General features: G+C 57.3%; 26 protein-coding genes. 6 read left to right on the forward strand and 20 right to left on the reverse strand.

Features of this window, described 5'->3' with window-relative positions:
• Positions 1-5 precede the first annotated feature (5 nt).
• From rpsH to serB, 17 genes are all read right to left on the reverse strand, one after another.
• On the reverse strand, positions 6-398 hold the full coding sequence (gene rpsH, locus ACO05M_RS01515; RefSeq protein WP_421866940.1) for a 30S ribosomal protein S8: 393 nt from the start codon (positions 396-398) through the stop codon (positions 6-8).
• A 55-nt stretch (positions 399-453) separates the two neighbouring features.
• The gene (rpsN, locus tag ACO05M_RS01520) at positions 454-759 is read right to left on the reverse strand and encodes a 30S ribosomal protein S14 (RefSeq protein ID WP_114697036.1); all 306 of its coding nucleotides are present in this window, start codon (positions 757-759) and stop codon (positions 454-456) included.
• Between the two features lie 10 nt (positions 760-769).
• Positions 770-1,309 (reverse strand): 50S ribosomal protein L5, encoded by a 540-nt coding sequence (gene rplE / locus ACO05M_RS01525; RefSeq protein ID WP_421866942.1) that lies wholly within the window; start codon positions 1,307-1,309, stop codon positions 770-772.
• Positions 1,310-1,325: 16 nt separating this feature from the next.
• Positions 1,326-1,643, reverse strand: a complete 318-nt coding sequence (rplX, locus tag ACO05M_RS01530) for a 50S ribosomal protein L24 (RefSeq protein WP_114697034.1) — start codon at positions 1,641-1,643, stop codon at positions 1,326-1,328.
• A 110-nt stretch (positions 1,644-1,753) separates the two neighbouring features.
• On the reverse strand, positions 1,754-2,125 hold the full coding sequence (gene rplN, locus ACO05M_RS01535; RefSeq protein ID WP_421866944.1) for a 50S ribosomal protein L14: 372 nt from the start codon (positions 2,123-2,125) through the stop codon (positions 1,754-1,756).
• Positions 2,126-2,211: 86 nt separating this feature from the next.
• Complete coding sequence (gene rpsQ / locus ACO05M_RS01540) at positions 2,212-2,472, reverse strand: 30S ribosomal protein S17 (RefSeq protein WP_114697032.1); 261 nt, start codon at positions 2,470-2,472, stop codon at positions 2,212-2,214.
• 2 nt (positions 2,473-2,474) lie between these two features.
• Positions 2,475-2,666, reverse strand: a complete 192-nt coding sequence (rpmC, locus tag ACO05M_RS01545) for a 50S ribosomal protein L29 (protein WP_114697031.1) — start codon at positions 2,664-2,666, stop codon at positions 2,475-2,477.
• Positions 2,666-3,079: a 50S ribosomal protein L16 gene (rplP, locus tag ACO05M_RS01550; RefSeq protein ID WP_114697030.1), complete on the reverse strand. Its 414-nt coding sequence runs from the start codon at positions 3,077-3,079 to the stop codon at positions 2,666-2,668. The genes rpmC and rplP overlap by 1 nt, the downstream gene beginning before the upstream one ends.
• A gap of 11 nt (positions 3,080-3,090) precedes the next feature.
• The gene (gene rpsC / locus ACO05M_RS01555) at positions 3,091-3,777 is read right to left on the reverse strand and encodes a 30S ribosomal protein S3 (RefSeq protein WP_421866947.1); all 687 of its coding nucleotides are present in this window, start codon (positions 3,775-3,777) and stop codon (positions 3,091-3,093) included.
• 11 nt (positions 3,778-3,788) lie between these two features.
• Positions 3,789-4,121, reverse strand: a complete 333-nt coding sequence (gene rplV, locus ACO05M_RS01560; protein ID WP_114697028.1) for a 50S ribosomal protein L22 — start codon at positions 4,119-4,121, stop codon at positions 3,789-3,791.
• Positions 4,122-4,135: 14 nt separating this feature from the next.
• Positions 4,136-4,411, reverse strand: coding sequence for a 30S ribosomal protein S19 (gene rpsS, locus ACO05M_RS01565; RefSeq protein WP_114697027.1), 276 nt, complete (start codon positions 4,409-4,411; stop codon positions 4,136-4,138).
• Positions 4,412-4,434: 23 nt separating this feature from the next.
• The gene (gene rplB, locus ACO05M_RS01570) at positions 4,435-5,262 is read right to left on the reverse strand and encodes a 50S ribosomal protein L2 (RefSeq protein ID WP_114697026.1); all 828 of its coding nucleotides are present in this window, start codon (positions 5,260-5,262) and stop codon (positions 4,435-4,437) included.
• A 13-nt stretch (positions 5,263-5,275) separates the two neighbouring features.
• Positions 5,276-5,569, reverse strand: a complete 294-nt coding sequence (gene rplW / locus ACO05M_RS01575; RefSeq protein ID WP_114697025.1) for a 50S ribosomal protein L23 — start codon at positions 5,567-5,569, stop codon at positions 5,276-5,278.
• On the reverse strand, positions 5,566-6,171 hold the full coding sequence (gene rplD, locus ACO05M_RS01580; RefSeq protein ID WP_114697024.1) for a 50S ribosomal protein L4: 606 nt from the start codon (positions 6,169-6,171) through the stop codon (positions 5,566-5,568). The genes rplW and rplD overlap by 4 nt, the downstream gene beginning before the upstream one ends.
• A gap of 11 nt (positions 6,172-6,182) precedes the next feature.
• Positions 6,183-6,821, reverse strand: a complete 639-nt coding sequence (gene rplC / locus ACO05M_RS01585; RefSeq protein WP_421866950.1) for a 50S ribosomal protein L3 — start codon at positions 6,819-6,821, stop codon at positions 6,183-6,185.
• A 103-nt stretch (positions 6,822-6,924) separates the two neighbouring features.
• Complete coding sequence (gene rpsJ, locus ACO05M_RS01590; protein ID WP_114697022.1) at positions 6,925-7,236, reverse strand: 30S ribosomal protein S10; 312 nt, start codon at positions 7,234-7,236, stop codon at positions 6,925-6,927.
• Between the two features lie 265 nt (positions 7,237-7,501).
• Complete coding sequence (gene serB / locus ACO05M_RS01595; protein WP_421866952.1) at positions 7,502-8,713, reverse strand: phosphoserine phosphatase SerB; 1,212 nt, start codon at positions 8,711-8,713, stop codon at positions 7,502-7,504.
• 142 nt (positions 8,714-8,855) lie between these two features.
• On the opposite strand from serB, the gene ACO05M_RS01600 reads away from it, so the two are divergent.
• Complete coding sequence (locus ACO05M_RS01600; RefSeq protein WP_421866954.1) at positions 8,856-10,274, forward strand: bifunctional DedA family/phosphatase PAP2 family protein; 1,419 nt, start codon at positions 8,856-8,858, stop codon at positions 10,272-10,274.
• A 15-nt stretch (positions 10,275-10,289) separates the two neighbouring features.
• Here ACO05M_RS01600 and rnr read toward each other — a convergent pair whose 3' ends face one another.
• Positions 10,290-12,773 carry a ribonuclease R gene (rnr, locus tag ACO05M_RS01605; protein ID WP_421866956.1) on the reverse strand — a complete coding sequence of 828 codons (2,484 nt, stop codon included), beginning with the start codon at positions 12,771-12,773 and terminating at the stop codon, positions 10,290-10,292.
• A 226-nt stretch (positions 12,774-12,999) separates the two neighbouring features.
• Between rnr and ACO05M_RS01610 the strand changes: the two genes are divergently transcribed.
• From ACO05M_RS01610 to ACO05M_RS01620, 3 genes are all read left to right on the forward strand, one after another.
• Positions 13,000-13,737, forward strand: a complete 738-nt coding sequence (locus ACO05M_RS01610; protein WP_421866958.1) for a TSUP family transporter — start codon at positions 13,000-13,002, stop codon at positions 13,735-13,737.
• Positions 13,738-13,868: 131 nt separating this feature from the next.
• The gene (locus tag ACO05M_RS01615) at positions 13,869-14,450 is read left to right on the forward strand and encodes a c-type cytochrome (RefSeq protein ID WP_421866960.1); all 582 of its coding nucleotides are present in this window, start codon (positions 13,869-13,871) and stop codon (positions 14,448-14,450) included.
• 133 nt (positions 14,451-14,583) lie between these two features.
• Entirely contained in the window at positions 14,584-15,798 is a 1,215-nt protein-coding gene (locus ACO05M_RS01620; RefSeq protein WP_421866962.1) for a winged helix-turn-helix domain-containing protein, read from the forward strand.
• Between the two features lie 16 nt (positions 15,799-15,814).
• Here the strand turns inward: ACO05M_RS01620 and ACO05M_RS01625 are convergent, their stop codons facing one another.
• Positions 15,815-16,504, reverse strand: coding sequence for a winged helix-turn-helix transcriptional regulator (locus ACO05M_RS01625; protein WP_421866964.1), 690 nt, complete (start codon positions 16,502-16,504; stop codon positions 15,815-15,817).
• Positions 16,505-16,668: 164 nt separating this feature from the next.
• On the opposite strand from ACO05M_RS01625, the gene ACO05M_RS01630 reads away from it, so the two are divergent.
• Positions 16,669-17,160: a flavin reductase family protein gene (locus tag ACO05M_RS01630; protein ID WP_421866966.1), complete on the forward strand. Its 492-nt coding sequence runs from the start codon at positions 16,669-16,671 to the stop codon at positions 17,158-17,160.
• 44 nt (positions 17,161-17,204) lie between these two features.
• Positions 17,205-18,383 carry an acyl-CoA dehydrogenase family protein gene (locus tag ACO05M_RS01635; RefSeq protein WP_421866968.1) on the forward strand — a complete coding sequence of 393 codons (1,179 nt, stop codon included), beginning with the start codon at positions 17,205-17,207 and terminating at the stop codon, positions 18,381-18,383.
• A gap of 64 nt (positions 18,384-18,447) precedes the next feature.
• Here the strand turns inward: ACO05M_RS01635 and secF are convergent, their stop codons facing one another.
• Entirely contained in the window at positions 18,448-19,383 is a 936-nt protein-coding gene (gene secF, locus ACO05M_RS01640; RefSeq protein WP_421866970.1) for a protein translocase subunit SecF, read from the reverse strand.

Consider the following 19,383-nt stretch of genomic DNA (forward strand, 5'->3'; position numbering starts at 1 on the left):
ATCTCCTAGAATACGGTGCAGATGACTTCACCACCGACGCCAGCCGCACGGGCTGCACGGTCAGTCATGACACCTTTAGAAGTTGAAACAATGGCAATACCCAGTCCGTCGCGAACCTTCGGCAGGTCGGAAGCAGACTTGTACAGACGCAGAGAAGGGCGACTCGCGCGCTCAATCTTCTCGATAACGGGCTTACCTTCGAAATATTTCAGGTCGATGTTCAGAACCGGCTTCACATCACCTTCAACGCTGAATCCAGTGATATAACCTTCATCCTGCAGAACCTGGCACACGGCCTTCTTCTGCTTAGATGCAGGCATGGACACTGAGACTTTTTCAGCCATCAAACCGTTACGAATACGCGTCAGCATATCCGCAAGAGTGTCTTGCATGCTCATTTAATGAGTCCTCACTATTGTGCAGCAGAGCGGCCCCGGGAATCGGAGCCGACGCTTACCAACTAGCTTTCTTAAGGCCGGGTACATCACCGCGCATGGCGGCTTCACGCAGCTGAGTCCGGGACAGGCCGAACTTACGGTATACAGCGTGCGGGCGACCAGTGATCTGGCAGCGACGCTGCTGACGAACAGGGCTGGCATCACGCGGCAGCTTTTGCAGAGCAACCTGCGCGTCCCAACGGTCATCCTCAGATGACTCCGGGGAGCTGATGATAGCCTTCAGCTGAGCACGCTTGGCAGCATACTTAGCAACTTGCTTAGCACGCTTAGCTTCGCGCGCCTTCATGGATTCCTTAGCCATAGCAACTCACCTACTTTTTAAACGGGAAGCCCAGAGCGGTCATCAGTGCACGACCTTCTTCGTTGGTGCGCGCAGTGGTGGTAATGGTGATATCCATACCGCGCAGCTTGTCGACTTTGTCGTAGTCGATTTCCGGGAAGATGATCTGCTCTTTAACGCCCATGCTGTAGTTGCCACGACCGTCGAACGACTTAGAGTTCAAGCCGCGGAAGTCACGGATACGGGGAATAGCGATATCTACCAGACGGTCGAAGAATTCCCACATGCGCTCGCCGCGCAGAGTCACTTTACAACCGATCGGCCAACCTTCACGCACTTTGAAGCCTGCAACAGACTTACGTGCCAGGGTAACAACCGCTTTCTGACCGGCAATTGCTTCCATATCAGCAACTGCATTCTCGATCATTTTCTTATCCCCGATGCCTTCACCAACACCCATATTCAGGGTGATCTTGGTGATGCGGGGAATTTCCATTACGTTTTTCAGACCCAGCTCCTGCTGAATTTCAGCAGCGGCTTTGTCTTTGTACAGCGCTTTCAATCTTGACATGGTACCTGCTCCCCTATTATCCGCCGACGACTTCGCCGTTGGATTTGAAATAACGAACCTTGGTACCGTCTTCCAAGATCTTGAAGCCAACACGGTCACCTTTACCGGTGGCAGCGTTGAAGATCGCTACGTTGGAAGCTTGAATCGGTGCTTCCTTCTCAACGATGCCGCCAGCCTGACCCAGCATCGGGTTCGGCTTGGTGTGCTTCTTCACCATATTGATGCCAGAAACGACAAAACGGTTGTCAGCCAGAACTTTCATGACCTTACCGCGCTTACCTTTGTCTTTACCGGCAATGACGATGACTTCATCATCACGTCTGATTTTGCGCATTTGTTAATTACCTATATTTCCTGCGACCTTCTCATGCTCAAAACGCCGAGTACCCGACTCGCGTCGGATCTCAGCGTTTTACATAAACCAAGCTACTCGGAGCTTGGTCTTTACAGCACTTCAGGCGCCAGGGAAACGATTTTCATGAACTTCTCAGTACGAAGCTCACGCGTAACCGGGCCAAAGATACGAGTACCGATCGGCTGTTCGCTGTTATCGTTCAACAGCACAGCAGAGTTGGTATCGAAGCGGATGATTGAACCGTCCGGACGACGAACGCCCTTCTTGGTACGAACAACCACTGCCTTCAGCACCTGGCCTTTCTTCACCTTACCGCGCGGAATTGCTTCCTTAACGGTAATCTTGATGATATCGCCGACGCGAGCATAACGACGGTGCGAGCCGCCCAGTACTTTGATGCACTGTACGCGCTTAGCGCCGCTGTTATCAGCAACGTCCAGCATTGATTCAGTTTGAATCATGGTTTCACTCCATCACTCTGACCTGGATTGCTTCGCTCTTGTTGAAAACGGAGTAACCCAGGTCCTCGGAGCAAAGGCGCAATATATTACACCTTTGCAGCGCGTTCTTCAATTGTTACTAACGCCCAAGACTTTGACTTGGAATACGGACGGGTTTCCTTAACGGTAACCAGGTCACCGATACCGCATTCGTTGTTCTCGTCATGCGCATGAAGCTTGGTAGAGCGCTTTACGAACTTGCCGTAAATCGGGTGCTTAACCTTACGCTCAACCAGCACTGTGATGGTTTTATCCATCTTGTCACTGACAACTCGGCCGGTTGCAGTGCGGATCTTAGATTCAGCCATGCTTAGTTACCTGCCTTCTCGTTCAGTACAGTCTTAACCCGAGCAATGTCGCGACGCACCTTACCCAGCAGGTGAGTTTGCGCCAGCTGACCAGAGCTCTTCTGCATCCGCAGATTGAACTGTTCCTTCAGCAGGTCCAGCAGCTCTTGATTAAGCTCATCTACGGACTTTTCACGTAATTCAACTGAGTTCATTACATCACCGTCCGCTTAACAATGGTGGTTGAAATAGGCAGCTTGGCGGCAGCAAGAGCGAAGGCCTCGCTGGCCAGTTGCTCGGAAACACCTTCCATCTCAAACAGCACCTTGCCGGGCTGGATCTGAGCTACCCAGTATTCGACGTTACCCTTACCTTTACCCTGACGTACTTCCAGAGGCTTGGTAGTGATGGGCTTGTCCGGAAAAACGCGAATCCAGATCTTACCGCCACGCTTAATGTGACGAGTCATGGTCCGACGAGCCGCTTCAATCTGACGAGCAGTGATACGACCGCGACCGGTAGCCTTGAGACCGAATTCGCCAAAGCTTACTTTGCTACCGCGATGGGCCAGGCCACGGTTGCGGCCTTTCATCATCTTGCGGTATTTCAGACGCTTAGGTTGCAGCATTGACGTACCCTCTACTTAGCAGCTTTCTTCTTGGAAGCGGCACTTTTCTGAGCACGAACCTGCTCAATACCACCCAGAATCTCACCCTTGAAGATCCACACCTTGATGCCGATGACACCGTAGGTAGTGTGAGCTTCGTAGGTACCGTAATCGATATCGGCACGCAGGGTGTGCAGAGGTACACGGCCTTCGCGGTACCATTCTGAACGTGCGATTTCCGCACCACCCAGACGACCACCAACCTGAACCTTGATGCCCTTGGCACCCAGACGCATAGCGTTTTGTACCGCACGCTTCATGGCGCGACGGAACATCACACGACGCTCCAGCTGACCAGCAACGCCCTGAGCTACCAGCTTGGCATCCAGCTCCGGCTTGCGGATCTCTTCGATGTTGATCTGAACCGGCACACCCATCATCTTGCTGACGGCGGTGCGCAGTTTCTCAACGTCTTCACCCTTCTTACCGATCACGATGCCCGGACGAGCAGTGTGAATGGTGATACGGGCATTCTGCGCCGGACGCTCGATTTCGATGCGGCTAACAGAGGCCTGCTTCAGCTTGTCCTCGAGGTACTTACGTACTTCCAGGTCTTGCAGCAGGTTTTTTGCATAGGCAGAGCGGCTTGCATACCAAACAGAGGTATGGTCTTTGACGACACCAAGCCGGATGCCAGTAGGATTAACTTTCTGACCCATCTTGGTGTCTCCTATTTCTCAGCGACCTTGACGGTGATATGACAGCTACGCTTCAGGATACGATCAGCACGACCCTTGGCGCGGGGCTTAATCCGCTTCATGGTCATACCTTCATCCACAAATACGGTGGATACCTTCAGCTCGTCAACATCAGCGCCTTCATTGTGCTCGGCGTTTGCGATTGCAGACTCCAGCACTTTCTTCATGATCGCAGCACCCTTTTTGGGGCTGAAGGCCAGGATGTTCAGGGCTTCGTCTACAGACTTACCGCGGATTTGGTTCGCTACCAAGCGAGCTTTCTGCGCGGATAAGCGGGCGCCCTTCAATTTAGCGGCTACTTCCATCTTTATATCCTCGCTTAACGCTTCGCTTTCTTGTCAGCAGCATGTCCGCGGTAGGTACGGGTGACAGCAAACTCACCCAGCTTGTGACCTACCATGTCTTCGGTAACGAAAACAGGAACATGTTGGCGTCCGTTATGGACTGCAATCGTCAACCCGACAAAGTTCGGGAAGATAGTAGAGCGACGCGACCAAGTTTTGATCGGCTTGCGGTCGCCCTTTTCGATGGCAGCCTCAACCTTCTTCATCAAGTGAAGGTCAATAAAAGGACCTTTCTTAAGTGAACGTGGCACAGCCGTTTCCTCGAATTCAGTGATTATTTCTTAGAACGACGACGTACGATAAGCTTATCAGTACGCTTGTTCTTACGTGTTTTGTGACCCTTGGTCGGAGTACCCCACGGGGATACCGGATGACGACCACCAGAGGTACGGCCTTCACCACCACCATGCGGGTGATCTACCGGGTTCATCGCAACACCGCGAACGGTGGGACGAACACCACGCCAGCGGGAAGCACCGGCTTTACCCAGAGAGCGCAGAGAGTGCTCGCTGTTACCGACTTCACCCAGGGTGGCACGACAGTCAACCAGGACCTTACGCATTTCACCGGAGCGCAGACGCAGAGTCGCGTGAGCGCCTTCACGAGCAACCAGCTGTGCAGAAGCGCCGGCACTACGTGCCATCTGGGCGCCCTTGCCAGGCTTGAGCTCGATGCAGTGAACAACACTACCCAGCGGGATGTTCCGCAGCGGCATGCAGTTACCTGATTTGATGTCAGCACCGGCACCGGAAATCACCTTGTCGCCAGCCTGCATGTTCTTGGGAGCGATGATGTAACGACGCTCACCGTCAGCATATTTCAGCAGGGCGATGTTGGCGGAACGGTTCGGATCGTATTCCAGACGCTCAACAACAGCCGGAATGCCGTCCTTGTTACGCTTGAAATCGATTACACGGTAGTGCTGCTTGTGACCACCACCCTTGTGACGGGTAGTAATGCGACCGTTGTTGTTACGGCCACCGGTCTTGGACTTCTTCTCCAGCAGCGGGGCGTAAGGTGCACCCTTGTGCAGATCCGGGTTTACAACCTTAACCACATGGCGACGGCCAGCGGAGGTCGGTTTACATTTAACAATTGCCATCTGTCAGCCTCCCTTATTCGCCAACGAAGTCGATATCGTGGCCTTCAGCCAGGCGAACGTAAGCCTTGCGGATGCTCTTGCGCTGACCCATACCGTGGGCAGTACGCTTGGTCTTACCCTTGGAGTTCAGAACACGAACGCTGGCAACTTTTACTTCGAACAGCTGCTCAACCGCTTTTTTGATTTCAGGCTTAGTCGCATCAGGCGCTACACGGAACACAACCTGCTGAGCGTCTTCGGCAACGATGGTCGCCTTCTCAGAGATGTGCGGGCCTAACAGAACTTTGAAGATGCGCTCTTGGTTCATCCCAACATCTCCTCAATTTTCTTCAGAGCAGCGACTGTAACCAGCACCTTCTCGCTACCAACCAGGCTAACCGGGTCGATGGCAGCAACGTCACGCACGTCAACGTGCGGCAGGTTGCGGGCAGACAGGTACAGGTCCAGATCAACCGCTTCGGTGATCACCAGAACATCACTCAGGTCCAGCTCCTTCAGCTTGGCAGCCATCAGCTTGGTCTTGGGTGCTTCGAGCTTCAGCTCTTCAACAACAACCAGACGCTCTTGACGAACCAGCTCGGAGAAGATGCAGCGGATAGCCGCACGATACATCTTCTTGTTGACCTTCTGAGAGTGATCCTGCGGCTTAGCAGCGAAGGTAACACCACCGGAGCGCCAGATCGGGCTACGGATAGTACCTGCACGCGCACGGCCAGTACCCTTTTGACGCCAGGGCTTACGACCACCGCCGCTCACTTCGGAGCGAGTCTTCTGAGCACGGGTACCTTGGCGACCACCTGCCAGGTAAGCAGTGACAACCTGGTGAACCAGTGCTTCGTTAAATTCTTTACCAAAGGCCAGCTCGGATACTTCTACCGAACCGTTAGCGCCTGCAATAGTAAGATTCATTGTCATCTCCCTTAGCCGCGCGCTTTAACCGCTGGTTTAACAACTACGTCACCGCCAGCAGCACCCGGAACTGCACCCTTGATCAGGAGCAGGTTACGTTCAGCATCAACGCGAACGACTTCCAGAGTCTGTACGGTTACGCGCTCATCACCCATGTGACCAGCCATCTTCTTACCCTTGAACACGCGCCCAGGGGTTTGACACTGACCGATGGAACCAGGTGCACGGTGAGAGATTGAGTTACCGTGAGTCGCATCCTGCATACGGAAGTTCCAGCGCTTAACGCCGCCCTGGAAACCCTTACCTTTGGATTGACCGGTAACGTCGACCTTCTGACCTGCTTCAAACGCTGAAACAGTCAGCTGATCGCCAACCTGGACTTCTTCGTCACCCGACAGGCGAAACTCCCACAAACCACGACCAGCTTCGGTGTTCGCCTTGGCGAAGTGACCCGCCTCCGGCTTGATTACACGTGAAGCTTTCTTAGCACCGACAGTCACCTGTACAGCGCTGTAGCCGTCAACCTCTTCGGTTTTCAGCTGAGTAACGCGGTTCGGTTCCACCTCGATGACCGTGACTGGCACGGATACACCATCATCAGTGAATACACGGGTCATACCCGCTTTCCGTCCGACTAAACCAATAGCCATTTTTAAACCTCTTGCCAGTTGAGTACGGGGCTTTAACCCACTATGGCTGCCCTTCTCAGAGCATTCCTCTACTTCATTTATATAGCGCTTACGCGCTTATCGATTAGCCCAGGCTAATTTGAACATCCACGCCCGCCGCAAGATCCAGCTTCATCAGCGCGTCGACTGTCTTTTCAGTCGGCTCGACGATGTCCAGAACACGCTTGTGAGTACGGATCTCGTATTGATCACGCGCGTCTTTGTTGACGTGCGGAGAGACCAGAACAGTAAAGCGCTCTTTGCGAGTCGGGAGAGGGATCGGGCCACGCACCTGCGCGCCAGTACGCTTGGCAGTATCAACGATTTCCTGAGTGGAAGCGTCGATCAAGCGATGATCAAAAGCCTTCAATCGAATACGGATTTTCTGGTTTTGCATTTCGACCACAACTCCAAATGGAATTTATTAGGCAATAAACTGCCACCCCCAAAAAAAAGGGTACGGAATTGTACGCATTGGATAAGAAGTACGCAAGCGAAAAAGACGATCTAACAGATTATTTTTTAACCCGTTAGAAAAGCAGCGGTTGAACGCTGCCGAAGCCCCGAATTCGGGATGTTTTGGGATGCTTATAAGGAGAGGAAAGCATCAGGGCGGCCATCATAACCGCCCCGAGCGGAATAGCAAGGCTTATTTAGTCACTTTACCTCGCGACACTGTCGCGATCACGGAATCCAATCAGGTACAGGATGCCATCCAGCCCCAGGGTCGAGATCGCCTGCTTGGCACTCTGGCGAACCAGCGGCTTGGCGCGGAAGGCGATACCCAAGCCCGCAATCGATAACATCGGTAGGTCATTGGCGCCATCACCCACGGCAATGGTCTGCTCCAGCCGGACCCCTTCATTGGCGGCGATCTCACGCAACAGTTCCGCCTTACGGTTACCGTCGACCACCCGGCCGGTCACCCGACCGGTCACTTTGCCGTCCTCGATCTCCAACTCATTGGCATGCACATAATCGAAGCCCAGTTGCTGCTTCAGGTGTTCGCCGAAATAGGTGAAGCCACCGGACAGGATCGCGGTTTTGAAGCCCAGCGCTTTCAGGCTCGACACCAACTCTTCGACCCCCTCGGTCAGCGGCAGCCGCTGTGCAACCTTCTCCAGCACGCCGGCATCCAGCCCCTTCAACAGGGCCACCCGACGCTCGAAGCTCTCGGTAAAGTCGATCTTACCCTGCATCGCCTCCTCGGTGATCGCCGCCACCTGGTCGCCAACGCCGGCCTCGATCGCCAGCTCGTCGATCACTTCGGCTTCGATCAGGGTCGAATCCATATCGAATACCACGAGACGGCGATTGCGACGGTAGATATCGTCCTTCTGGAACGCGATATCCACATCCAGCTCGCTGGCGGCCTTCAAAAACTCCGAGCGCAACGTCTCACTCGGCTCACCCCGAACCGAGAACTCGACACAGGCCTTGGTGGCCCCTTCGCCATCGTCGAGCTGAACCCGGCCGGACAGGCGGCTGATGTTGTCGATATTCAAACCATGATCGGCGGCGATACGGGTGACCTTGGCGATATGACCGGCATTAATCCGTCGAGCCAACAGGGTAATGATGTGGCGCGACTTACCCTGCCCTTCGACCCAGCGGCTGTAGTCATCGGGATCAACCGGATCGAAACGGGTATTCATCCCCATCGCATGCATTCGGAACAACACATCGCTGAGTACCGGCGAGGACTCGGACTGTTTCGGAATCTCCACCAGGATACCGAGCGAAAGATTGCTGTGGATAACCGCCTGGCCGATATCCAACACATTCACCTGGTAACGGGCCAGGGTTTCAGTGATGGTTGAGGTCACACCCGGCTTGTCTTCACCGGAGATGTTAATAAGGATGATCTCTTTCACGCCGCCGTTTCCTGATCGCTAAGCTATTAAAGGAGGCTGAATGAAAACTTGGCGCACGAGAGCGCTGCCGTTTTCATAAAGTCTCAAAGGGGCGCTATTCTACCCCACAATCCATGACATTTAGCCATGACATCTATAGAGCATGTCCGAAACCCTCAGTATTCTGATCGACTGGCTTGATCAACACCCCCACTGGACCCTGATGGCGATCGGGCTCAGCGCCTTTGTCGAATCCCTGGCGCTGATCGGCGTGATCGTCCCCGGCGTGGCCGTGCTGTACGCACTGGCCCTGCTGGCCGGCAGCGCCGAACTGAACCTGACCCTCTGCCTGCTGGCCGCCATGCTCGGCGCCATCGCCGGCGACCTGCTCAGCTTTGCGCTGGGCCGATACGCCCATCAACCCGCCCTGCGGCATTGGCCATTCAACCGGTATCCGGACTGGGTGACGCGGGGCGAGCAATTTTTTCAACGCTACGGCGGCTACAGCGTCGCCATCGGCCGCTTCGTCGGACCGATCCGGCCGGTGCTGCCGTTTGTCGCCGGTATGCTGCAGATGGCACCGCCACGTTTTATCGCTATCAACCTGGCATCGGCGCTGCTGTGGGCCCCGCTCTATATCCTGCCCGGCTATCTGCTCGGCAAACTGGGCCGAGAGACCCTGCCCGAGCTTAGCAACCTCGGTGGTAATGGAATGCTGAACCTGCTGTTGTTGGGGCTGCTACTGCTAATACCCTTAGTCGCCTTCGGCCTACACCGCTGGCTACATCCGGCACACCCGCATCACCGGCGACTTGGACGCAGCCTGCAACTGGAACCGTTGCGCAGCCCCCGCAGCCACGAGTTACCGTTGGCCTCGGCCCTGCTGGCTGGTGTTGCACTGATCGGCTTCGCACTTCTGAGCCTGTCGGTCGTGCTGGGCAACCCCCTGGCACCGCTCGATCTCGGTCTGCACCAGCTCAGCCAGCTGCTGAGAACCGATATGCTCGATCACGGATTTATCACCATTACCCTGCTCGGCGATGGCTGGTTACTGGGGGGACTGTGTCTGGTGATCGCCCTGAGCCTGACCGCCCAGCAGCAACGGATCGCCGCGCTTCACTGGCTGGTGGCGATCCTGGCGGTGTTGAGCCTCAATACGCTGGCCAAGAACGGCTTTGTGACGGAACGTCCGCAGGTGCTGCTGGAGCCACTGCACTCCTACAGCTTCCCGTCGGGCCACACCAGCGCCACCACGCTCTGGTATAGCCTGCTCGCTGCCTTTATCGCCCAACATTGGCCTTACCGGCGACGCTGGCTGTGCTATGCCGCCACCCTGCTGCCGATTTCGGCGGTGGCAATGTCGCGCCTCTACCTGGGCGTTCACTGGTTCAGCGATATCGTCGGTGGTCTGCTGCTGGGCCTGACGGTCGCCGGCCTGATCCGCCTCAGCTACAGCCGCTTCGACCGCCAGCCGATTCGCTGGCCTGTGTGGTTATGGCCGCTGCTACTACTGTGCATCGCAGGCTATATCGGCCTGCGATTTGAACATGCACTGCAGCTGTATCAGATCGCTGCTAGTTAGCAGCGCCCTTAATGATTAGCGACGGCGCTTTTTCGCCGCACTGCTGGCTCCGCCGTTCCCGGCCGACTTGGCGCCCCGTTTAGGCCCACCTTTGGCACTTCTGGAGCCGTCGTTGCCACTTCTAGAGCCGCCGCTGGCGCTTCTAGATCCTCCACGAAAACCGGGCTTCGAACCGCTCTTGGCGTCGGCACCAAAACTGCGCGGTGCTCGACGGTCCTGTTTGCGGCCCTTCTTCTTGCTGAAGGTCTCCACCAGCTCGAAATCGATCTTACGCTCATCCAGATCCACCCGGACCACCCGGACCCGCAGCTCGTCACCCAGACGATAGGTCACCCGGGTGCGCTCACCGGTCAAGCGCTGCTTGGCGGCATCGAAGTGATAGTAATCCCCCTGCAGCGCGGTCACATGGATCAGGCCTTCGGTATGGATCCCCTGCAACTCGACAAACAGGCCGAACCCGGTCACCGCGCTAACCACGCCGTCGAACTCGTCGCCGATATGATCGCGCATGTATTCGCACTTGAGCCAGGCCTGCACATCCCAGGTCGCTTCGTCGGCACGGCGCTCGGTCAACGAGCAGTGCTCACCCAGCTCCATCATCGCCGCCAGGTCGTAGGGGTAGACCTTGGCGGCATCGGCCCGAGGCGCGCCGTCCACCCGTCGAACCGGCGGCTTGGCGCTCTTGCTCAGCAGCGATTTGACCCGCCCCATCAAGCCGCCCTTATCCAGGATCACCGAGCGGATCGCCCGGTGGACCAGCAGATCCGGATAGCGCCGGATCGGCGAGGTAAAGTGGGCGTAGGCCGAATAGGCCAGCCCGAAATGGCCTTCGTTGTCCGGGGTGTAGACCGCCTGCGACAGCGAGCGCAGCATCATGGTTTGAATCAACGCCGCATCGGGGCGCCCTTCGGCCTGCTGCAGCAACTGCTGATAATCATCGGGCGTCGGTTTCTCGCCGCCGGGAAGGTTCAAACCAAGCTCACCCAAATAGGCGCGCAGATTCTCCAGCTTCTGAGTCTTGGGCCCTTGGTGAACCCGGTACAGCGCCGGGATCTTCAGCTTTTCCAGGAAGCGGGCGGTGGCCACGTTGGCGCACAGCATGCATTCTTCGATCAGTTTATGGGCATCGTTGCGCACCACCGGCACGATCTGATCGATCTTGCGGTCCGGCCCGAATACTATCCGGGTCTCGGTGGTTTCGAAATCGATCGCACCGCGCTCATCGCGGGCTCCGCGCAAGGCCTGGTAGAGCCAGAACAGCTCGTACAGGTGTGGCACGATGTCCGGATGTTCCGCAGTCAACTGCTGCGCCACTGCTGACTCAGGCTCATCCAGCAGCGCACCGACCCGGGTGTAGGTCAGTCGCGCCTGGGAGCGGATCACCGCCTCGTAGAATTGATAGCCGCTGAGCTTGCCCTTGGCGCTGATGGTCATCTCGCACACCATCGCCAACCGGTCGACATTAGGGTTTAACGAGCAGAGCCCGTTCGACAGCGCCTCCGGCAGCATCGGCACCACCTGCTGGGGGAAGTAGACCGAGGTGCCGCGATTGCGGGCCTCCTGGTCCAGCGCCGAGCCGGGGCGGACATAGTGAGACACATCGGCGATGGCGACGTAGAGACGCCAGCCGCCACCTTTTTTGGCCTCACAGTAGACCGCATCATCGAAGTCACGGGCATCTTCACCATCGATGGTGACCAGCGGCAGTTCCCGCAGATCCACTCGATGCTGCTTATCCTGCTCGCGCACCTCGGCGCCGTATCTATTGGCTTCATCCGTCGCCGCATCGGGCCATTGATGGGGAATATCGTAGTTGCGGATCGCCACCTCGATCTCCATCCCCGGCGCCATCTGCTCACCCAGCACCTCAACCACCCGAGCTCGCGGGCGCCCCTTACTGGGCTGCACCAGCAACTCCACCAGCACGTACTGGCCGGTTTCGGCCCCGAGCCGATCCTCGTCGGCAATCACCACGTCCTGGCTGATCTTGTTGTTCTCCGGGACCAGATAACCGATCCCGAAATCATCGACATAACGTCCCACCAACTGCTGGGTACAGTGCTCCAGCACCTCGACCACACTGCCTTCACGACGGCCGCGCTGATCGACACCGGAGACCCGCACCATCGCCCGATCGCCATGAAACAGCTTGCGCATCTGGCGGTTATGCAGGAACACATCGTCCGAGCCATCATCCGGACTCAGAAAACCGTAACCATCGCGATGGCCGATCACCCGCCCAGCCAGCAGGTCCATCTTATCGGCCAGGCCGTACCCGCCGCGGCGGGTATGCACCAGCTGACCGTCGCGCTCCATCGCCCGAAGTCGACGCCGCAACGCCTCGGTCTGCTGGTCCGACACCAGTCCCAGCTCGGTGCTGAGCTGCGGATGCGACATCGGCCGCCGCGCCTTTTTCAGCAGTTCGAGGATGTACTCGCGACTGGGGATCGGGTTGTCATATTTCTTCGCTTCCCGGTCAGCGTAGGGATCACGGCTCATAGCAGGTCTCATGTTGGGATTGGTAAACCGCCGCCGGAGTGCAACGGCCTTAACCGCCGTAGCCCTGAAGACTTCGGCAGGCGGTTATAAAAGTGTGGCGCATTGTTGCCGATTTAACCAACCACAACAACGCCAACAGATTGTTTTGAAGCACTTTAGCGTTAATTAACTTCAAAACTGCTAAACTTTGCCGCCTTTTTGGTACTTCAACAGATCCTAATTCGCCATGGAACTACCGATTCTTATCGCCATCGCCTTTGTTGCCGGCTTTATCAGCTCCATCGCCGGTGCCGGCGGACTGATCACGGTACCGGCGCTGCTGTGGTTCGGCATCCCGCCGTTACCGACCCTGGCGGTGAACAAGTTCCAGAGCATCTTCGGCACCCTGTCCTCCACCCTCAACTATTACCGCAAGGGCTTTATCGACTTCCGCCGTCTGCGTCGTGGACTGGCCTGCGCACTGGTCGGCAGCGTCGCCGGCGCCCAGTGCGTGCAGTGGCTGGGCAACCAGCAGATGGAGCTGATCATTCCCTGGCTGCTACTTCTTCTGGCCGGTTACACCCTGTTCACCCCACGCCTGAGCGACGAAGACGCCAAGCCCCGACTGACACCACTGCAGTTCGACCTGATCGCCTGCACCGGCCTGGGCTTCTACGGCGGCTTCTTCGGCCCCGGCATGGGCTCGCTGTTTGCTCTGGCCCTGATCGGACTGATGGGACTCAACGCCCGCAGCGCCACCGCCCACGCCAAACCGCTGGTGCTGATCAGCAACGCATCGGCCGCGTTGATCTTTATCGGCAACGGTCAACTGATTTGGGAGCTGGCGATCGGGATGGCGGTTGCCCAGGCGATCGGCGCCCGGATCGGCTCCAATATGGTGATCAGCCAGGGGGCCAAGTTGGTCAAACCGGTGCTGATTCTGGCCTTGCTGGCAGTTGCGGTGAAAATGCTGCTGACCGGGTAAGCCCAAACCCCATGCGTAACTCTGCCCTCTGGGCAATCCAAACATCATATTCAGAGCCGATTCATCTAAAGCTCTCTACGCTGACCTCAATCCGATACACTATTGATAAATATCACCACGAGGTTAGATCGATGGCCAGCAAAACCCCTTTACTCTGCATTTCCGCGGTAACCGCCCTGCTGATGGTAGGCTGTGGCGAAGACAAACAGGTGGCTTCGACGCCAGCAGCCACCCCCAAACCCGCCACCCAAGCCGCTCCTCAACCGGAACCTGCCAAGCCGGTGGTTGAACAGGTCAAAGAGGATATGTCGAACGCAGTCGAGGCGGCGACCGACACCGCCAAACAGATGAGCGACAAGGCCGAACAGATGGCCGACGACATCAAAGAACAAGCCGCCGACACCATGGAGAAAGCGGAGGACAAAGCCGCCGAGATGGTCGCCAGTGTGTCTGAGAAAGTCGCACCGGCTGCCGCCAGCGGTGAATCCACCTACAAAAGCCTGTGCTTCAGCTGCCACGACACCGGCTTGGCCGGTGCTCCGAAACTGGGTGATAAGGCCGCTTGGGAGCCTCGCCTGGCCACCGGTATCGAGGCGATCTATAACACCGCGATCAATGGCAGGGGCGCGATGCCGGCCAAGGGCGGCAATCCGGCCCTGAGCGATGCTGACGTGAAGGCAACGGTCGACTACATGCTTTCGACCGTCAACTGATCCAAGACCCGTAACCGTCCAGTGTGAGCCATCCCCCGCATTATTCGGGTGGCTCACCCACCGACAGCTTTGTCTTGATCCGCTTCTGCGTTTGCCTTGGCCGATCCGATCGATTCAACCGGGCTCTTTCGCCATGACCGAAACCCTGTCGCTGCCCCAGGCACGAAAGCTCATCCTGCACTCGCAGCGCCTGCCCCCGACAACGTCGAAATGGCGCGCTATCGATGCCACCCTGTCGGCGATCGAACGACTCGGCTATATCCAGATCGATACGATCTCGGCGATCCAACGAGCCCACCACCACACGCTATGGAACCGCGCTCCAGGCTACCAACCCGAGCAGCTGGATAAACTGCTTCGATCCGGGCAGGTGTTCGAGTACTGGTCCCACGCCGCCTCGTATCTGCCGATGCGGGATTACCGCTTCAGTCTTCCGCGCAAGCAGGCAATCGCCAGCGGCGAGCAGAATCACTGGTACCGGCCCGAGCCGAAGCTGGTGCAGCAGGTGTTGGATCGAATCCGGATCGATGGTCCCTTGATGGCCAGGGATTTCGAGCAAGCGGCGAAGAGCAACGTAAAACCGAAGCCCGGCGACTGGAACAGCAAGCCCGCCAAGCAGGCGCTGGAAACCCTGTTTATGCAGGGCGAACTGATGGTGGCCCACCGCAGCAACTTTCATAAGGTCTACGATCTGACCGAACGGGTACTGCCCAACGGTGTCGATACCCGCCTGCCCGATCCCGAAACCCATGAACGTTTTCTGATCCGCCGCTATCTGGAGGCTAACGGCCTGGGTCGGGCGAGTGAGATCGCGTATCTGTTGAAGAACATCAAATCACGGATCAACAATCGTGTTCAGCAGATGCTGTCCGACGGCGAGTTGCTGTCGCTGCAGGTTGCCGGCCAGCCCTATGTGGCCCTGCCCGACGCCCTGTCGTTACTCGACAAACCCCTGGCCCGCAGCAAGCTGAAGATTCTATCGCCGTTCGATAACCTGCTGATCCAACGCCAACGGACGCTGGCCCTGTTCGGCTTCGATTACCAGATCGAGTGTTATCTGCCCGCCGCCAAGCGCCGTTTCGGCTATTTCTCGCTGCCGATTCTGTGGGATGGAAAACTGGTGGCACGAATGGACTGCAAGGCCGAACGACGGGAAGGGCGGCTGCATATCCGGCATCTGGCCCTGGAGCCCGGTCTGAAGCAGCTCGATGGCTTTGCCGCCGCCTTGGCCAAAGAACTGCGCCGCTTTATAGCGTTCAACCAATGCCATCAACTCGTGTTGCACCGAACCAGCCCGAGTTCGGCCCATCCGACAATCAACTCCGGGGTGTTCCCTCTCGTTGACTAAACCCGGTGACCAGCCATTAGGAAACGATATCGCTGGCCGGTTGCAACCCCGCCCATAGGCTCGGTTTGATCCACTGCTGAATCGTGCCGGTCAACTGCTTAGGTCCGACCAGCTCCAGCGCACCCTGATGGATGGCGGTCTTGTAGCTGATATCGCCCATCCAGAGCTGACACATCACCCGCACACAACAGTTCAGGTAGACGTCGACCTCCTTGCCGGGGTCGTGGACACAGACATCCACCTGATCATCGCTGACCACCAGCCACCAACTGGGGTACTCCTTCACATCACTGAAGTTGAACCGAATCACGGTCTCGTTTCCCAGCAGGTATTGCGGCTGAATGCTGCGTTCCAGATACAGCATCAACAGCTCAAGGTCATAATCCTCTTCGGTCAGCTGGTGGCGCGCCCAATGCATCCCCCAAATCCCCATCTGCTCGATGACCGGGTACAGCTCTTTGCAAGCCTGGGTGGGAAAGTACTCGTAGCCCCGCTGACCGGGAATCCGCTTCTTGAACAGCAGCCCTTCATCGACCATCTGGCTGAGCCGCTTGGTCAATACGGTTGGTGATATCTGGGACAGCCCTCGCTGAAACTCATTGAAACGGGTACTGCCACAGAGTGCATCCCGGACGATCAACAGCGTCCACTTCTCACCCAATACCTCCATGGCCTTGGAAATGGGGCAAAACTGGTTATAGACCATCGCACCGCTCCCAATTACACAAACGATAGTTCGTTACTACATTTCGCGTAGTTAGTTACTACAGGTTACGAACTATTCCGCAAACGCGCCATTTTCTACGCTGGTTCTGTAGCAAAACAAAGCCCAAACCTTCCCCCCGGAAGGCCTGAACAGGAGATGGCGACATGTGCAAAGTACTCACTCCCAGTAAAGAGACACGCGCACTGCGCGGCACTTTCGGCAAATACCCCACCGGCGTCGCGGTGGCGATTGCGCAAAACGACGAAGGTGAACTGGTGGGCATGACCATCAACAGCTTCACCAGCGCCTCCATGGTTCCGCCACTGGTCACCTGGTGCATCGATCGCAAGGCCGCCAGCTATTGCACCTTCGCCAACTGCCAAGGGTTCTCGTTGACAGTTTTGTCTGCAAAGCAGGCCGATCTGGCGCAGCGCTTTGCCACCCGCGGCATCGACAAGTTTAAGGATATCAAGCTGGACAACAGCCACAGCATTCCGGCGCTGGCCGGCGGCAGTGCGGTGATGCGCTGTCATCACTACCGCTCGATGCTGATGGGGGATCACCTGATTCTGGTGGGCCTGGTGATGGACCACGATCAATCCGACAAGCAGCCGCTGGTGTTTGCCGAAGGTCAGTTCCAGCAGCTGGCCAGCTAAGCGGCCCCATGCCCCCAAGCCCTGATTCCTCGAGGAGGACTATCATGAAAACTCAACAAGCAGTTGCTGCCAACACCCACTGGGAGGATCAGCATATGAACCTGCATAACTCACTGGAAGACCGGTTATCTGCGATCGCAGAAGAGCTGAGCGGCAATGGGAGAGCCGTCGACGAAACCGATCAGTTTTCCATCACCAACTACAACCTGCTGAAAGAAGCGAAGATCTTTTCCGCCCTGGTACCCGAGGAGCTCGGCGGCGGCGGTCATCGTTACAGCGAGGTCTGTGCCATGCTCGCCCAACTGGCCGGCTACCACCCCTCTACCGCGCTGTCCTGCTCCATGCACCAGCATATTATTGCGGCCAACCGCTACAACTACCTCAACGGCAAACCCGGTCAGGCCCTGCTGGAAAAAGTAGCCGCCAACGAGCTGGTGCTGATCAGTACCGGCGCCGGGGACTGGCTCGCCTCCACCGGTGAACTGACCAAAACCGAAGGCGGTTTTCTGTTCTCCGGCCTGAAACACTTTGCCAGCGGCTCGCCGGCAGGCGATGTAATCGTCACCTCGGGCCCCTATAACGACCCCGAACATGGCTGGCAGGTATTCCATTTCCCGGTCTCTGCCAAGGCCGAAGGCGTCACCATCCTGGATAACTGGCAGCCGATGGGGATGCGCGGCACCGGCTCAAACAGCCTCAAGCTGGAGAACGTGTTCGTCCCCGAAGAGTCCGTCGTGGTCCGACGCCCTCGCGGCGATTACCACGCCATCTGGAGCACCGTACTGCCGGTGGCACTACCGCTGGTCATGTCGGTCTATCGCGGCATCGCCACCTCCGCCGCTGACAAAGCCCGGGAACGCTGCCGCAACAGCGTCGATCCGATTACCCCCTATCTGCTGGGAGAGATGGAAAATGCACTGACCACCGCCGACCTGGCCGTCGATGACATGATCCGACTGGTGAATGAATTCGATTTCAGTGCGGATCTGGACGCTGCCAACGAGATGGTAAAACGCAAAACCATTGCCGCGGCGGCCTGCAAGGAAACCGCCGCCAAAGCCGTCGAAGCCTGTGGCGGCCCTGGCTATCTGCGCCCCTTCGGTATCGAATGCCTGCTGCGGGATGTGATGGCCTCCCACTTTCACCCGTTGCAGGAGAAACGCCAGCATCTGTTTACCGGCTCGCTGGCGATGGGCAAGGAGCCTCCGAGCCAGGCGTTTTAGGGCAAACGCCCAGGCACAAAAAAGCCGGCATCAAGCCGGCTTTTTTAGCGAGATCAGAAACCGATCAGGGACGATCGTCTTCCTCTTCCTCTTTGACCGGCGGCAGCAGATCTTCGCGGGTCACGTTCATCGCCAGCAGCACGTTGGCCGCCACGTAGATCGATGAATAGGTACCGACCAGCACACCGATCATCAACGCCGTGGCGAAGCCGTGGATCATCTCACCACCAAAGAAGAACAGTGCGATCAACACCAGCAAGGTGGTCAACGAGGTCACCAAAGTCCGACCCAGGGTCTGGTTCAGCGACACGTTGATGATCTCTTCCGACGAGCCTTTACGCAGCTTGCGGAAGTTCTCACGAATCCGGTCGGAAACCACGATGGTATCGTTGAGCGAGTAACCGATGACCGCCAGCAGCGCCGCCAGTACGGTCAGGTCGAAGTCCAGTTTCAGGATCGAGAACAGTCCCAGCACGATCAGCACGTCGTGGGCCAGGGCGACAACCGCACCGACCGAGAACTTGAACTGGAACCGCATCGCCACGTACAACATCACGATCGCCAGGGCCAGCAGCATTCCCAGACCGCCCTGCTCACGCAGTTCGTCACCCACCTGGGCGCCGACGAACTCCGAGCGCAACAGCTCCACGTTGCCGGTGCTACCGGAGCGCAGCGCCGCCAGCACATCATCACCCAGGGTCGGGGTATGGTCTTCCTGCAGCCGCACCATAATGTCGGTGGGCGAGCCGAAGGTCTGCACGATAGCAGACTCGTATCCGGCACCGACCAGGGTCTGGCGGATCTCGTCCAGCGGCTTCTCCTGGCTGTACTCGACTTCAATCAGCGCGCCGCCGGTGAAGTCCAGGCCGAACTGCAACTGGTTGATAAACAGCGACAGGATCGATGCCAGCAGTACCGCGATCGATACACCGGCCATCACCTTGCGCAGCGCCATGAAATTGAAGCTGCGTTCCTCGTTAGTCATGGTTGTGGTACTCAT

The organism is Motiliproteus sp. (assembly GCF_965230735.1).
Taxonomy (GTDB): Bacteria; Pseudomonadota; Gammaproteobacteria; order Pseudomonadales; family Balneatricaceae; genus Motiliproteus.

Bases quoted from the DNA above. Each gene is read 5' to 3' on its own strand.
- rpsH (WP_421866940.1), bottom strand. From the start codon at position 398: ATGAGCATGCAAGACACTCTTGCGGATATGCTGACGCGTATTCGTAAC.
- rpsN (WP_114697036.1), bottom strand. From the start codon at position 759: ATGGCTAAGGAATCCATGAAGGCGCGCGAAGCTAAGCGTGCTAAGCAA.
- rplE (WP_421866942.1), bottom strand. From the start codon at position 1,309: ATGTCAAGATTGAAAGCGCTGTACAAAGACAAAGCCGCTGCTGAAATT.
- rplX (WP_114697034.1), bottom strand. From the start codon at position 1,643: ATGCGCAAAATCAGACGTGATGATGAAGTCATCGTCATTGCCGGTAAA.
- rplN (WP_421866944.1), bottom strand. From the start codon at position 2,125: ATGATTCAAACTGAATCAATGCTGGACGTTGCTGATAACAGCGGCGCT.
- rpsQ (WP_114697032.1), bottom strand. From the start codon at position 2,472: ATGGCTGAATCTAAGATCCGCACTGCAACCGGCCGAGTTGTCAGTGAC.
- rpmC (WP_114697031.1), bottom strand. From the start codon at position 2,666: ATGAACTCAGTTGAATTACGTGAAAAGTCCGTAGATGAGCTTAATCAA.
- rplP (WP_114697030.1), bottom strand. From the start codon at position 3,079: ATGCTGCAACCTAAGCGTCTGAAATACCGCAAGATGATGAAAGGCCGC.
- rpsC (WP_421866947.1), bottom strand. From the start codon at position 3,777: ATGGGTCAGAAAGTTAATCCTACTGGCATCCGGCTTGGTGTCGTCAAA.
- rplV (WP_114697028.1), bottom strand. From the start codon at position 4,121: ATGGAAGTAGCCGCTAAATTGAAGGGCGCCCGCTTATCCGCGCAGAAA.
- rplB (WP_114697026.1), bottom strand. From the start codon at position 5,262: ATGGCAATTGTTAAATGTAAACCGACCTCCGCTGGCCGTCGCCATGTG.
- rplW (WP_114697025.1), bottom strand. From the start codon at position 5,569: ATGAACCAAGAGCGCATCTTCAAAGTTCTGTTAGGCCCGCACATCTCT.
- rplD (WP_114697024.1), bottom strand. From the start codon at position 6,171: ATGAATCTTACTATTGCAGGCGCTAACGGTTCGGTAGAAGTATCCGAG.
- rplC (WP_421866950.1), bottom strand. From the start codon at position 6,821: ATGGCTATTGGTTTAGTCGGACGGAAAGCGGGTATGACCCGTGTATTC.
- rpsJ (WP_114697022.1), bottom strand. From the start codon at position 7,236: ATGCAAAACCAGAAAATCCGTATTCGATTGAAGGCTTTTGATCATCGC.
- ACO05M_RS01600 (WP_421866954.1), top strand. From the start codon at position 8,856: ATGTCCGAAACCCTCAGTATTCTGATCGACTGGCTTGATCAACACCCC.
- rnr (WP_421866956.1), bottom strand. From the start codon at position 12,773: ATGAGCCGTGATCCCTACGCTGACCGGGAAGCGAAGAAATATGACAAC.
- ACO05M_RS01610 (WP_421866958.1), top strand. From the start codon at position 13,000: ATGGAACTACCGATTCTTATCGCCATCGCCTTTGTTGCCGGCTTTATC.
- ACO05M_RS01615 (WP_421866960.1), top strand. From the start codon at position 13,869: ATGGCCAGCAAAACCCCTTTACTCTGCATTTCCGCGGTAACCGCCCTG.
- ACO05M_RS01620 (WP_421866962.1), top strand. From the start codon at position 14,584: ATGACCGAAACCCTGTCGCTGCCCCAGGCACGAAAGCTCATCCTGCAC.
- ACO05M_RS01625 (WP_421866964.1), bottom strand. From the start codon at position 16,504: ATGGTCTATAACCAGTTTTGCCCCATTTCCAAGGCCATGGAGGTATTG.
- ACO05M_RS01630 (WP_421866966.1), top strand. From the start codon at position 16,669: ATGTGCAAAGTACTCACTCCCAGTAAAGAGACACGCGCACTGCGCGGC.
- ACO05M_RS01635 (WP_421866968.1), top strand. From the start codon at position 17,205: ATGAAAACTCAACAAGCAGTTGCTGCCAACACCCACTGGGAGGATCAG.
- secF (WP_421866970.1), bottom strand. From the start codon at position 19,383: ATGAGTACCACAACCATGACTAACGAGGAACGCAGCTTCAATTTCATG.